The following is a 12,025-nucleotide window of genomic DNA, read 5'->3' as shown; positions in this document are numbered from 1 at the left end:
CGCCTTCAGGTGGAAGACACACGCATCCCTGGCGGGCCGGATAGCCGCGAACTATATCACCGCTGGGAGGCCCTTCCCAAGGCTATCGCCAGTGTCATTCAGGCCATAGACAGCTTTATAAAGTTTCATGCTGACGATCAAAGGTGAGGGTTTCGTGCATTGCAGCTATAATCGCCGCCTTTCCCGCGAACTCTATTTTCGACCATGAGCAGAACCCTCGAGCTTGTTCAATCCGCCCAGCGCACCCTGCGCCTGGAGCTCGAAGCCGTGCAGGGCCTGGAAGCCCGCATCGGTGCGAGCTTCGTGCGTGCCTGTGAGCTGATCCTGGCAAGCAAAGGCCGAGTCATCGTGCTGGGCATGGGCAAGTCGGGGCATATCGGCAACAAGATCGCCGCCACCCTGGCGAGCACCGGGACCCCGGCGTTCTTCGTTCACCCGGCCGAAGCCAGCCATGGCGACATGGGCATGATCACCCGTGAAGATGTCATCCTGGCGCTGTCCAACTCGGGCGCCACCGCCGAGATCCTGACCCTGCTGCCGCTGGTCAAGCGCCTGGGCATTCCACTCATCAGCCTTACCGGCAACCCTGAATCGACCCTGGCCCAGGCCGCCGAAGCCAACCTCGACGCGCGGGTAGAACACGAAGCCTGCCCGCTCAACCTGGCGCCGACCTCGTCGACCACCGCGGCCCTGGTGCTCGGCGACGCCCTGGCCATCGCCCTGCTCGAAGCGCGCGGTTTCACTGCCGAAGACTTCGCGTTCTCTCACCCGGGCGGCGCGCTGGGCAGGCGCCTGCTGCTCAAGGTGGAAGATGTCATGCACGCCGACGCCAGACTGCCCCAGGTGCAGCGCGGCACGCTGCTCAAGGACGCGCTTTTCGAAATGTCTCGCAAAGGTTTGGGCATGACCCTGGTGCTCGAAGCCGACGGCGCCCTCGCCGGGGTGTTCACCGACGGTGACCTGCGCCGCGCCCTCGATCGCAGCATCGACGTGCACGCCACGCCCATCGAGCAGGTCATGACCGTGCATGGCAAGACCGTGCAGGCCCAGGCCCTGGCCGCCGAAGCCTTGAAACTCATGGAGCAGCACAAGATCAACGCACTGGTGGTGATGGACGGCAATGGCCGCCCGATCGGCGCACTGAACATGCACGATCTGCTGCGCGCAGGTGTAATGTGATGCCTCATCCATCGCCCTTTGGCGCACGTATCCGGCAGCAACTGAACCTCCCCGCCGGTAACTCGCTCCAACGCCCTGAGCCCAGGCACGACGTGGCGCCTCGTGCGTCCTTCATGCAGTCCGCAGCCAGCGGATTCGCCAACGCCCACTACCTGTAGAGCCGCACATGCTTAGCAAAAAAGCCAGAAACATTGCGCTGTTCAGCGTGATAGCCGTCTTGTTCGCCGCGGTCGGCTACTGGAACGTCAGCCCGGAAAGTTTTCTCGACGACAAGCCGGTAGCGCAAGTCGATGAGAACGCCATCGACTACTATGCAATCAACGCCCACAGCGTGCAGTTCCTGCCCGACGGCAAACGTCAGTACGAGATGACCGCCGACAAGATCGAGCACGTCAAGGTCAGCGAGATGACCTTGGTCAGCAAACCTGACCTGCAGATGTACCGAGGCACGACGTTCCCGTGGCATGTGCAAAGCGAGCGGGCCGAGGTCAATCCCGATGGTACCGAGGTGGAACTGATAGACTCGGTGCGTATTTCGCGCACCGACGAACAGAATCGCAATACCCTGATCACCAGCACCCGCATGACCGTGTTCCCGCAGAAGCAATATGCGCAGACCGAGCAAGCCGTTAGAATCGACGGCGCCGGTGGGACGACTACGGGTAAAGGAATGAAAGCGTACCTGAAAGACGGCAGGATGGACCTGCTGTCCAACGTAAGAGGACAGTATGAGGCTCGTTAAAACCCTCCCCTTTTTGCTCAGCCTGAGCGCAGCACTGGGAAGCGCGAGCGCTTGGGCCCTGCCGACCGACCGTGACAAGCCGATCCGCATCCAGGCCGACAACGCCCATTTGGATGACAAACAAGGCGTCGCCACCTATACGGGCGATGTGATCATCACCCAAGGTTCGATGATGATCAAAGGCAACACCGTCACCATTACCCGCGCCCAGTCAGGCGACATCGATGTCGTCACCTCGGTGGGCAACCTGGCGTACTTCGAGCAACAGCAGAACGCCGCCAAGCCCGACAAGATGAAAGGCTGGGCCGTGACCATCCAGTACCAGGCGCAGAAAGACCTGGTGGTGCTCACCGATCGCGCCAAGGTCGAGAACGAAGGCAACACCACCGAAGGCGAGAAAATCGTCTACAACACCAAGTCGCAGATCGCTACCGCAGGCCGCGGCGGCAAGGTCACCGCGCCGCGTCAGCGAATCGACATGGTCATTCAGCCGAAGAAGAAGGCCGAATAAATGGCGACCCTCAAAGCTCAGCACCTGGCCAAGAGCTATAAAGGCCGGCAAGTGGTGCGCGATGTCAGTCTGTCGATCGACAGCGGGCAGATCGTCGGCCTGCTCGGGCCCAACGGCGCCGGCAAGACCACCTGCTTCTACATGATCGTCGGCCTGGTTCAGGCCGATCAGGGCCGCGTCCTGATCGACAGCCTGGACGTCAGCCACCAGCCCATGCATGGCCGCGCCCGCGCCGGCATCGGCTACTTGCCGCAGGAAGCCTCGATCTTCCGCAAGCTGTCGGTGGCCGACAACATCATGGCGATTCTCGAGACGCGCAAGGAGCTGGATGCGGAGGGTCGTCGGCAAGAGCTCGAGAGCCTGTTGCAGGAATTCCACATCAGCCATATCCGCGACAACCTTGGCATGAGCCTGTCTGGCGGTGAGCGCCGTCGCGTGGAAATCGCCCGAGCACTGGCGACTGCGCCCAAATTCATCCTGCTCGACGAACCCTTCGCCGGGGTCGACCCGATTTCCGTGGGTGATATCAAGCAGATCATTCATCACCTCAAGGCCAAGGGCATCGGCGTGCTGATCACCGACCACAATGTTCGGGAAACGCTCGACATTTGCGAAACGGCCTACATTGTCAACGATGGTCAGCTGATTGCCGAAGGTGATTCAGCCACCATTCTGGCCAACGATCTGGTCAAGGAAGTTTATCTGGGTCACGAGTTCCGACTCTGATTCCAGTCGGCGAGGCCCGGAGCCGGGTGTCAATGGCCTGGATGCGGCTTTAATTGTCACACCGCTCTAGGCAAACGTCCGCGTTTCAGGCATACAACTTGCTTAGACCGGGCGCTGCGGCGCCTTCGTGTAGTGGATGGCGCTTGTGCGCCGGCGAACAAGGTATTTAGCCCCAGCCATGAAACCATCGCTCGTCCTAAAAATGGGCCAGCAACTGACGATGACCCCGCAGTTGCAACAGGCCATCCGTCTGCTTCAGCTTTCTACCCTGGACCTGCAGCAGGAAATTCAGGAGGCCCTGGAATCCAACCCGATGCTCGAACGCCAGGAAGAAGGCGAGGACTTCGACAACAGCGATCCGATGGCCGACAACGCCGAGCACAAGCCGGCCGCCGAGACGCAAGAGACCTCCTTCCAGGAAACCACCGCTGCCAACGAGAACCTCGAAGAAGGCGAGTGGAACGAGCGAATCCCCAACGAACTGCCCGTCGACACGGCCTGGGAAGACATCTACCAGACCAGCGCCAGCAGCCTGCCCAGCAACGACGATGACGAGTGGGACTTCACCACCCGCACCTCCACCGGCGAGAGCCTGCAGAGCCACCTGCTCTGGCAACTCAACCTGGCACCGATGTCCGATGTCGACCGCATGATCGCCGTGACCCTCATCGACAGCATCAACCCGCAGGGGTATCTGGAAGACGGGCTCGATGAAATCTGCGCCGGCTTCGATCCGGAACTGGACATCGAGCTCGATGAAGTCGAAGCGGTACTGCACCGTATCCAGCAATTCGAACCCGCCGGCATCGCCGCGCGCAGCCTCAGCGAATGCCTGCTCTTGCAACTGCGCCAACTGCCCGCACGCACGCCGTGGATGAACGAGGCGCAGCGCCTGGTCAGCGACTACATCGACCTGCTCGGCAGCCGCGACTACACCCAATTGATGCGCCGCATGAAGCTCAAGGAAGACGAGCTGCGCCAGGTCATCGAACTGGTGCAAAGCCTCAACCCGCGTCCCGGCTCGCAGATCGAATCGAGCGAGCCGGAGTACGTCGTGCCCGATGTCATCGTACGCAAGCACAACGAGCGCTGGCTGGTCGAACTGAACCAGGAAGCGGTCCCGCGCCTGCGGGTCAACGCCCAGTACGCAGGCTTCGTGCGCCGCGCCGATACCAGTGCCGACAACACGTTCATGCGCAACCAGTTGCAAGAAGCACGCTGGTTCATCAAGAGCCTGCAAAGCCGCAACGAAACGCTGATGAAAGTCGCCACGCAGATCGTCGAACACCAGCGCGGTTTTCTCGACCAGGGCGACGAAGCGATGAAGCCGCTGGTGCTGCACGACATCGCCGAAGCGGTGGGCATGCACGAGTCGACCATTTCCCGGGTGACCACACAGAAATACATGCACACGCCACGGGGCATCTACGAGCTGAAGTACTTTTTCTCGAGCCATGTCAGCACCGCCGAAGGAGGCGAATGCTCGTCCACGGCGATCCGCGCGATCATCAAGAAACTGGTCGCTGGTGAAAATCAGAAAAAGCCATTGAGTGACAGCAAGATCGCTGGTTTACTGGAAGCACAAGGTATTCAGGTCGCTCGTCGTACCGTCGCCAAATACCGCGAGTCTCTGGGCATTGCACCCTCGAGCGAGCGCAAGCGACTGATGTAGCGCCCGGATCAGCCAACGTGTTCCAGAGGCAGGTGCAATACCTGCCTCTTTCTGCACCGGCAATGAAGGAGAAGCTGTATGCAAGTCAACATCAGTGGACAACATGTTGAAGTCACCGCACCGATGCGCGATTACGTAGAACAGAAGCTCAAACGCCTGGAGGGCCACTTCGACAAGATCACCAACGTGCAGGTCACCATGAAAGTCGAGAAGCTGCAGCAGAAGGTCGAAGCGACACTGCAGATTCCAGGTGGTGAGGTGGTTGCCAATGCTGAACACGAAGACATGTACGCAGCGATCGACGCCCTGGCCGACAAGCTCGACCGCCAACTGAAAAAACACAAGGAAAAACAGCAAAGCCTGCTGCAAGGCGCAGGGGCCCGCTGACCTCTCTCATCCATGATCCGACTCGAAACCATCCTGACCCCCGGCCGTTCCCTCGCGAACGCGCCGGGCGGCAGTAAAAAGCGCGCCCTGGAAAAGGTCGCCACGGTCATTGCCGAACAGGTGCCAGAGCTTGAGATGCAGGACATCTTCGAGAAACTGGTCGCCCGCGAAAAACTGGGCTCTACCGGTTTTGGCAACGGCATCGCCATCCCCCATTGTCGCCTCCCCGGCTGCAGCGCTCCGGTGAGTGCCTTGCTGCACCTAGACTCACCCATCGATTACGATGCCATCGATGGCGCGCCAGTGGATCTGCTGTTCGTGTTGCTGGTTCCAGAAGCCGCCACCGACGCCCATCTCGAGTTGCTGCGCCAGATCGCCAGCATGCTCGATCGCAAGGAAGTGCGTGAACGCCTGCGTGCTGCCAACAGCAGCGAGGCCCTGTACCAAGTCGTCCTGGATGTGCAGAACGAGGCCTGAGCATGCGTCTGATCATCGTCAGCGGCCGTTCCGGCTCCGGTAAAAGCACCGCCCTGAACGTGCTCGAAGACCACGGCTACTACTGCATCGACAACCTGCCTGCCGGGTTGTTGCCGCAACTTGCCGAGAAGATCCTGCTCAATACCGAACTGCAGCAACCGAAAGTTGCCGTGTCAATCGACGCGCGCAACTTGCCCGGGCACTTGTCGCGCTTTCCGGCCTTGCTCGAAGAAGCCCGCTCGCGGCACATCCAGTGTGACGTGCTGTACCTGGACGCTGACGAAGATACCCTGCTCAAACGTTTCTCCGAAACCCGTCGACGCCACCCGCTGACCAACGCCAACCGCTCGCTAGCCGAAGCCATCCGCGACGAGAGTGGCCTGCTCGGGCCCATCGCCGATCTGGCTGACCTGAAGATCGACACCAGTCGCCTCAACCTCTACCAGTTGCGTGATTCCCTCAAGCTGCGGCTGCTCAATCAGCCCGAGCCAGGTACCGCGTTCCTGGTCGAGTCGTTCGGTTTCAAACGCGGCATGCCGGTGGATGCCGATCTGGTGTTCGACGTCCGCTGTCTGCCCAACCCCTACTGGAAAGCCGAGCTGCGCAATCATTCAGGCCTCGAGCAACCGGTGATCGACTACCTGGCCGCGCAGCCTGACGTCGAAGAGATGTTCCAGGATATCTCGGCTTATCTGATCAAGTGGTTGCCGCGCTTCGCTGCCAGCAACCGCGCCTACGTGACCATCGCCATTGGCTGCACCGGCGGCCATCATCGATCGGTGTACCTCACCGAACGCCTCGGCCAGTTCCTGCAGCAATCCCTGAAAAATGTCCAGGTCCGCCACCGCGACCTCTAGCCCACAGGATCCACCCAACGATGCCCGCGCGTGAAATCACCATCATCAACAAGCTGGGCCTGCACGCCCGGGCGGCCGCCAAGTTCGTCGGCGTGGCCGGGCGCTTTCCTTGCCAGGTCAAGGTCGGTCGAGCGCCAGACAAGCTGGTCGATGGCAAGAGCATCATGGCGGTGATGATGCTGGCAGCCGGCAAAGGGACTCAGGTGCACCTCGATACCGAAGGCGAGCAGGCCGATGAAGCGCTGCAGGCCCTGGTCGAGCTGATCGACAACAAATTCGACGAAGGCGAGTGAAGCGTCTTCGTCGAACGAGTTCAGGACATTGCGGTGTCCATCACCATCATCAGACAAAAGCCAATGCACAGCCCAAGGCTGGCAAGCCGGTGATGTCCATTGCTACGTGATTCAGGAATGATTTCCTGGGTGACCACCAGCAACATCGCACCCGCCGCACACGCCAGACCCAACGGTAGCAACAGTTCGGCGACGTTCACCAGCCAGGCACACACCACAGCCGCGACCGGCTCGACCAGCCCGGACGCGGCGCCGATGGCGAAGGCCTTGAAGCGCGACATGCCCGCCCCTGCAAGCACCAGCGCGATCACCAGACCCTCTGGCACATCCTGCAAGGCAATGCCCATGGCCAGGCTGTCGGCATCAGGCATACCGCCTCCCGCCGACACGCCGATCGCCATGCCCTCGGGCACGTTGTGCGCGATGATCGCGATCACGAACAACCAGATACGCGCGGCGATCACCGGCTCGTCGCCCTGCCCGACCAATGCCTCAGGCGAAGCCCCAGACACCTTCAGGTCGACCAGAAACAGACACAACGCACCACCCAGCAGCCCAGCGCTGACCAATGCGCCGGCGCCCCATGGGCTGTAGCCGATGGCCTGAGCGGCACCGAGCCCCGGGATGATCAATGAGAAGGCCGTGGCTGCGAGCATCACTCCGGCACCGAAGCCGAGCAGCGTGTCGGCCACGGCAACCGGCATGTTGCGGATCACCAGCACCGGCACTGCACCAAGCGCCGTGCCCAATGCGCACAATGCCCCGCCCTCCAGCGCGCGCATCATGCGCGGCTCGAGGTCGAGCCAGGCAATGCCACGTGCCAGCAACAACGCTGTACCGACCAGCACCAGTAGCGTACCCAGCGCCTGCCTGAACAGGCGCACGCTGCTGACTGACATCACCTGTGAGCGCATAGGCAATCAGCTCACTTCTGGGCGTCGAGGTAGCGACGCTCGACTTCAGCCCAGTCGATGACGTTGTAGAAGGCACCGATGTATTCCGGACGGCGGTTCTGGTACTTGAGGTAGTAAGCGTGCTCCCACACGTCCAGGCCCAGGATCGGCGTGTTGCCATGCATCAGCGGGCTGTCCTGGTTGCCGCTGCTCTCCACGACCAGCTTTTTCTCAGGGGTGACACTGAGCCAGGCCCAGCCGCTGCCGAAACGGGTCAGTGCGGCCTTGGTGAACGCCTCTTTGAACGCTTCGAAGCCACCCAATTGCTTATCGATGGCTTCAGCCGACTGACCTTGCGGTGCACCACCGCCCTTGGGCGACATGACTTTCCAGAACAGGCTGTGGTTGGCGTGACCGCCGCCGTGGTTGGTCACGGGACCTTGCAGGTTCTGCGGCAGTTGCTTGACCGCGCCGACCAGTTTTTCCACCGGCCAGTCAGCCCACTCGGTGCCCTCGACCGCCGCGTTGAGGCCGTTGACGTAGGTCTGGTGGTGCTTGGTGTGGTGGATTTCCATGGTTTGCGCATCGATGTGCGGTTCCAGGGCATCGTAGGCGTAAGGCAATGCAGGCAAGGTATGGGACATTTCAATGAATTCCGTAGGCAGGGTGTGCGGAGGTCACGTCGAGCTGTGCTGCCAGTTCGCTGGCTGCAGCGGCGTTGCGGTTGAGCAGCCGCTCGGTGCGTGGGTATTGGCCATATTCGGCGATGAAATTCAGCAGTTCGGTGTAGGTCCGCGCGCTGTGGCGCAGCGCCGCTTCGCGCAATGCTTGTGGCAGGCGCGCTTCCTGACTGGCCTGGAGCAGGCGTTGGTGTGCCGAGCACAGGTAGTCGGCGCTTTCATGGGGCTGGTTGAGCCGCAGGTGAAGGTCGGCCAGGTTGTGGTGGGCGATGACGAACACCGCCACCGCCTCATCGACGTCATGCCAGCGCTCGAACAGCACCTGGGCCAGGGCCAGGGCTTGCAGATAGTGTTCCCGAGCATCGACCAACTCGCCCTGTTCGAACAGGTGGTTGGCCAGTTGCGTGGTGCGTTTCCAGTGCTGCATGACGATCCTCCTCGGTGCGAGGCAGCTCAGATGCCGCCGGCCGTCAGTTTTTCCGGGTCCAGCAAAGTTTCCAGCTGGTCGCGCGACAAATCGGTATGTTCCAGCGCCACATCGATGATCGGCCGGCCCTGCTTGTAGGCGGTCTTGGCGATTTCGGCAGCCTTGAGGTAGCCAATGATCGGGTTCAGCGCGGTGACCAGAATCGGGTTGCGCGACAGCGCTTCCTTGAGCTTGGCGTCATTGACCTTGAAGCTGGCGATGGCCTTGTCGGCCAGCAGGCGGCTGACGTTGGCCATCAGCTCGATGCTTTCCAGCAGGTTGCGGGCGATCACCGGCAGCATCACGTTCAGTTCGAAGTTGCCCGACTGCCCGGCGATGGCGATGGTCGCGTCGTTGCCGATCACCTGAGCGGCGACCATGGCGGTAGCTTCCGGAATCACCGGATTGACCTTGCCCGGCATGATCGAGGAACCCGGCTGCAACGCCTCGAGCTCGATTTCGCCAAGCCCGGCCAAGGGGCCCGAGTTCATCCAGCGCAGGTCGTTGGCGATCTTGGTCAAGGCCACGGCGGCGGTCTTCAGTTGCCCGGACAAGGCCACGGCGGTGTCCTGCGAGCCGATCAGGGCGAACAGGTTGTTACCGGGCGTGAACTCGATGCCGCTGAGCGCGCTCAGCTCGGCTGCGAAACCAGCAGCGAAACGCGGGTGGGCATTGATACCGGTACCGACGGCCGTGCCGCCCTGGGCCAGGGCTTGCAGAGCCGGCAACAGGGCTTCGATGTGTGCCTGGGCAGCCTTGATTTGCGCCGACCAGCCACCGAGCACCTGGCTCATGCGCACCGGCATGGCGTCCATGAGGTGGGTGCGGCCAGTCTTGATGTGCTGATGGACCTGCTGCGCCTTGGCGTCGATGGTCGCGGTCAGGTGCTGCAAGGCCGGCAGCAGTTGCTCATGCACCGCCAGGGCGGCACTGACGTGGATGGTGGTGGGGATGATGTCGTTGCTGCTCTGCCCGCAGTTGACGTGGTCGTTGGCATTGACCGGCGCACCCTGAACGCGACTGGCGAGGGTGGCGATGACCTCGTTGGCGTTCATGTTCGAGCTGGTGCCGGAGCCGGTCTGGTACACATCCACCGGGAAGTGCTGGATGAAATCGCCCTCAAGCAGTTGTTCGACCGCCTTGACGATCGCCTGGCCCTGCTCGGCGCTGATCTGTTCGAGCTTGACGTTGGCCTTGGCTGCCGCGGCCTTGGCCAGCAGCAGTGCGCGGATGAACTGCACCGGCATGCGCTGACCGCTGACCGGGAAGTTATCGACCGCGCGCTGGGTCTGGGCGCCATACAGGGCCTGACTCGGCACCTGCAGTTCGCCCATGCTGTCACGCTCGATACGGGTATCACTCATGTTCGAATCCTTGCATCAGTTCTTCGTGGGAGATCGACGGCAGCAACTTGCAACTGGCCAGTTGCAGAGCGTAGGGCTGCCAGCGCTGGTTGTCCTCGCGGCGATCGAGGTTGCGCAGGTCGAGCAGCGGCCGCCAGGCCTGATCCAGGCACTGAGAACGCCAGTGCCAGGGCAACATGCGGTCGCACGCGGTATCGAGCAGCAGGCGGAACGAGGTCAGCGCCACCGTCCACGGCGAGGTTTCGGTGCAGCACACCAGGTAGCGGCCTTCGGCGAGGTAATGCTCGATCAGGCGCGGCTCGTCAGGCTCGATGGCACAGCGAATGCGGCGACTGAGCCAGCGCCAGTTTTCCAGGTAGGGCAATTCGTGGAGGACGGTTTTCATGAACGACATCGGCCAGTTGCTGGGTAATGATATTCATTATTAATTGATAAACGGAATCACTTCAAGTTCCGATCCTCAAATCCGCGTGATGGCCGCCTACTCCCTGCGCGCATGATTGTTTTGCTCAGATGTCGCAAGGTGGTCTTGGGGTGCCCCTCTGCCGCTAGCACGGTCAGCACTTTGGCTGCACGTGGCATACCCTCCTCTGGAAGGCATTTGCCACCCGATTTCCAGGACTTCTTCACCTCCCAACGCCAGAACAGGATGCTTCCTGCACGCTTCTCAGACCGTTCTCAGTTTCCAGCTTCGGACGATGCTTCTAAATAGGGTCACTGCCACTTGACGCCACGGACGACCGCTCGGGCCCGTCCTTACTGGAGACCCGCCTCGTTGAAATCGTCCACAGCAATGACCCTTGAGGTACAGCCATGAAGAGCCTGTACAAGATCGCCCTCGGCACCAACCGGCCCAATCAGAAGGAAGTCGGCATCGGTATCATGCACCCGCCGTGCGAACCCAGCATCCCGATCTACCCGTTGCGCTACGGCATCGTCGACACGCCGCTCGAACCCAGCATCTTCCCCACCCTCTGCACCGACGGCTATCCCGCCCTTGGCTCAGGTAAAGCCTATGGCCTGCGCTTATTGCGCCCTGGCAGCTACGTCTACCTGTGCTACTTCAAGGACGGGCGCATGTGGACCCAGCACTATCAGGTCACCGAGGACATCCGCTTCGCCCGCATCTGGTGGGACCGCTGCGACGAAGTCGACGCCACCCCGGGTCGCCAGGGCGTGCCCGAAGTCCAGCAAGCCAGGCCCTACCTGCAAGCCCCGGAAAGCCATATCGCCGAGCAGGTGTACGTGATGATCAGCGACACGCTGCTCAGCCACCGTGCGCTATGGGCCATCGAAACCAATCAGGATGGCTTGCGCGACACCCTCGCCGTCAGGCTCGACCCCGCGGCCGGGCCTGAGCAGCCCCATGCCTTCAATGCCGTGCTGGTCGGCAATGCCACCCCGGAACTGATTCCCAGGGGCTACAGCACGCCCAGGCACTTCGAGTGGAGCGAGATCCAGTTTCCCAACAGCGCACCTGACTACAACGCCATCATCCAGGGCCTCCATGCCGGACTCTACGGACGCCGCGATATCACGCCGCTGGCCGTTGCCCTGCCCGACCCCATCGGCATTGCCAGCGAGTTGCACTACCTGGTCAGCAGCGCGGTGGAGCGCAAGACGAAGTATGCCGGCCAGAATGCCCACGCATTGCAGAGCGCGACGCTCATCAGCAACTACTTCGAGGCCATGCACAAGCAGGCTGCGTATTCCGAAGAGGGGGCCGATGCGCTGATCCGGCAGAAAAAGCTCGTCAAATACACTGACGCCATGGCATT

Annotated in this window: 15 protein-coding genes; 10 read left to right on the top strand and 5 right to left on the bottom strand. The window is 61.6% G+C overall.

Translation table 11 applies throughout. The annotated features are described in order from the left end of the window. Nucleotides 1-204: 204 nt before the first annotated feature. The 9 genes from H618_RS0111340 (at nt 205) to H618_RS0111300 (ending at nt 6,844) form a co-directional block, all read left to right on the top strand. Nucleotides 205-1,179, top strand: a complete 975-nt coding sequence (locus tag H618_RS0111340) for a KpsF/GutQ family sugar-phosphate isomerase (protein WP_028695179.1) — start codon at nt 205-207, stop codon at nt 1,177-1,179. Nucleotides 1,180-1,345: 166 nt separating this feature from the next. Further along, complete coding sequence (lptC, locus tag H618_RS0111335) at nt 1,346-1,921, top strand: LPS export ABC transporter periplasmic protein LptC (RefSeq protein WP_028695178.1); 576 nt, start codon at nt 1,346-1,348, stop codon at nt 1,919-1,921. Then, entirely contained in the window at nt 1,908-2,432 is a 525-nt protein-coding gene (gene lptA, locus H618_RS0111330; protein WP_028695177.1) for a lipopolysaccharide transport periplasmic protein LptA, read from the top strand. The genes lptC and lptA overlap by 14 nt, the downstream gene beginning before the upstream one ends. Beyond that, nucleotides 2,433-3,158 (top strand): LPS export ABC transporter ATP-binding protein, encoded by a 726-nt coding sequence (lptB, locus tag H618_RS0111325; protein ID WP_028695176.1) that lies wholly within the window; start codon nt 2,433-2,435, stop codon nt 3,156-3,158. Nucleotides 3,159-3,336: 178 nt separating this feature from the next. Further along, nucleotides 3,337-4,830 (top strand): RNA polymerase factor sigma-54, encoded by a 1,494-nt coding sequence (locus H618_RS0111320; RefSeq protein WP_028695175.1) that lies wholly within the window; start codon nt 3,337-3,339, stop codon nt 4,828-4,830. A gap of 78 nt (nt 4,831-4,908) precedes the next feature. After that, on the top strand, nt 4,909-5,217 hold the full coding sequence (gene hpf, locus H618_RS0111315; RefSeq protein WP_028695174.1) for a ribosome hibernation-promoting factor, HPF/YfiA family: 309 nt from the start codon (nt 4,909-4,911) through the stop codon (nt 5,215-5,217). A 12-nt stretch (nt 5,218-5,229) separates the two neighbouring features. Next, nucleotides 5,230-5,694 (top strand): PTS IIA-like nitrogen regulatory protein PtsN, encoded by a 465-nt coding sequence (gene ptsN, locus H618_RS0111310; RefSeq protein ID WP_028695173.1) that lies wholly within the window; start codon nt 5,230-5,232, stop codon nt 5,692-5,694. A 2-nt stretch (nt 5,695-5,696) separates the two neighbouring features. Next, nucleotides 5,697-6,551, top strand: coding sequence for an RNase adapter RapZ (gene rapZ / locus H618_RS0111305; RefSeq protein WP_028695172.1), 855 nt, complete (start codon nt 5,697-5,699; stop codon nt 6,549-6,551). A gap of 20 nt (nt 6,552-6,571) precedes the next feature. Then, nucleotides 6,572-6,844 carry an HPr family phosphocarrier protein gene (locus tag H618_RS0111300; RefSeq protein ID WP_028695171.1) on the top strand — a complete coding sequence of 91 codons (273 nt, stop codon included), beginning with the start codon at nt 6,572-6,574 and terminating at the stop codon, nt 6,842-6,844. Nucleotides 6,845-6,864: 20 nt separating this feature from the next. On the opposite strand, the gene H618_RS0111295 is transcribed toward H618_RS0111300, so the two are convergent. From H618_RS0111295 to H618_RS0111275, 5 genes are read right to left on the bottom strand one after another with little or no spacing between them, the layout of a single operon-like run. Then, nucleotides 6,865-7,758 (bottom strand): ZIP family metal transporter, encoded by an 894-nt coding sequence (locus H618_RS0111295; protein WP_028695170.1) that lies wholly within the window; start codon nt 7,756-7,758, stop codon nt 6,865-6,867. Between the two features lie 11 nt (nt 7,759-7,769). Continuing rightward, nucleotides 7,770-8,381: a superoxide dismutase gene (locus tag H618_RS0111290; protein ID WP_028695169.1), complete on the bottom strand. Its 612-nt coding sequence runs from the start codon at nt 8,379-8,381 to the stop codon at nt 7,770-7,772. Nucleotide 8,382: 1 nt separating this feature from the next. Further along, complete coding sequence (locus H618_RS0111285; protein WP_028695168.1) at nt 8,383-8,844, bottom strand: DUF2753 family protein; 462 nt, start codon at nt 8,842-8,844, stop codon at nt 8,383-8,385. A gap of 26 nt (nt 8,845-8,870) precedes the next feature. Further along, the gene (locus H618_RS0111280) at nt 8,871-10,247 is read right to left on the bottom strand and encodes a class II fumarate hydratase (RefSeq protein ID WP_028695167.1); all 1,377 of its coding nucleotides are present in this window, start codon (nt 10,245-10,247) and stop codon (nt 8,871-8,873) included. After that, nucleotides 10,240-10,641: a FagA protein gene (locus H618_RS0111275; protein ID WP_154660651.1), complete on the bottom strand. Its 402-nt coding sequence runs from the start codon at nt 10,639-10,641 to the stop codon at nt 10,240-10,242. Before H618_RS0111275 ends, H618_RS0111280 begins: the two co-directional genes overlap by 8 nt. 419 nt (nt 10,642-11,060) lie before the next feature. Here H618_RS0111275 and H618_RS21610 point away from each other — a divergent pair. After that, nucleotides 11,061-12,025: toxin VasX (locus tag H618_RS21610; protein WP_033727652.1), on the top strand; the 965-nt coding region annotated here is incomplete at its 3' end.

The sequence above is a fragment of the Pseudomonas cremoricolorata DSM 17059 = NBRC 16634 genome (genome assembly GCF_000425745.1).
GTDB lineage: Bacteria > Pseudomonadota > Gammaproteobacteria > Pseudomonadales > Pseudomonadaceae > Aquipseudomonas > Aquipseudomonas cremoricolorata.
Note: the sequence above shows the minus strand (reverse complement) of the source record. Positions and strands in the feature narration are given on the sequence as shown.

Excerpts from the sequence above, each read along its gene's own strand:
- lptB (WP_028695176.1), top strand. The coding sequence starts at position 2,433 with ATGGCGACCCTCAAAGCTCAGCACCTGGCCAAGAGCTATAAAGGCCGG.
- lptC (WP_028695178.1), top strand. The coding sequence starts at position 1,346 with ATGCTTAGCAAAAAAGCCAGAAACATTGCGCTGTTCAGCGTGATAGCC.
- H618_RS0111285 (WP_028695168.1), bottom strand. The coding sequence starts at position 8,844 with ATGCAGCACTGGAAACGCACCACGCAACTGGCCAACCACCTGTTCGAA.
- rapZ (WP_028695172.1), top strand. The coding sequence starts at position 5,697 with ATGCGTCTGATCATCGTCAGCGGCCGTTCCGGCTCCGGTAAAAGCACC.
- H618_RS0111340 (WP_028695179.1), top strand. The coding sequence starts at position 205 with ATGAGCAGAACCCTCGAGCTTGTTCAATCCGCCCAGCGCACCCTGCGC.
- H618_RS0111295 (WP_028695170.1), bottom strand. The coding sequence starts at position 7,758 with ATGCGCTCACAGGTGATGTCAGTCAGCAGCGTGCGCCTGTTCAGGCAG.
- ptsN (WP_028695173.1), top strand. The coding sequence starts at position 5,230 with ATGATCCGACTCGAAACCATCCTGACCCCCGGCCGTTCCCTCGCGAAC.
- lptA (WP_028695177.1), top strand. The coding sequence starts at position 1,908 with ATGAGGCTCGTTAAAACCCTCCCCTTTTTGCTCAGCCTGAGCGCAGCA.
- hpf (WP_028695174.1), top strand. The coding sequence starts at position 4,909 with ATGCAAGTCAACATCAGTGGACAACATGTTGAAGTCACCGCACCGATG.
- H618_RS0111320 (WP_028695175.1), top strand. The coding sequence starts at position 3,337 with ATGAAACCATCGCTCGTCCTAAAAATGGGCCAGCAACTGACGATGACC.
- H618_RS0111290 (WP_028695169.1), bottom strand. The coding sequence starts at position 8,381 with ATGTCCCATACCTTGCCTGCATTGCCTTACGCCTACGATGCCCTGGAA.
- H618_RS0111280 (WP_028695167.1), bottom strand. The coding sequence starts at position 10,247 with ATGAGTGATACCCGTATCGAGCGTGACAGCATGGGCGAACTGCAGGTG.
- H618_RS0111275 (WP_154660651.1), bottom strand. The coding sequence starts at position 10,641 with ATGTCGTTCATGAAAACCGTCCTCCACGAATTGCCCTACCTGGAAAAC.
- H618_RS0111300 (WP_028695171.1), top strand. The coding sequence starts at position 6,572 with ATGCCCGCGCGTGAAATCACCATCATCAACAAGCTGGGCCTGCACGCC.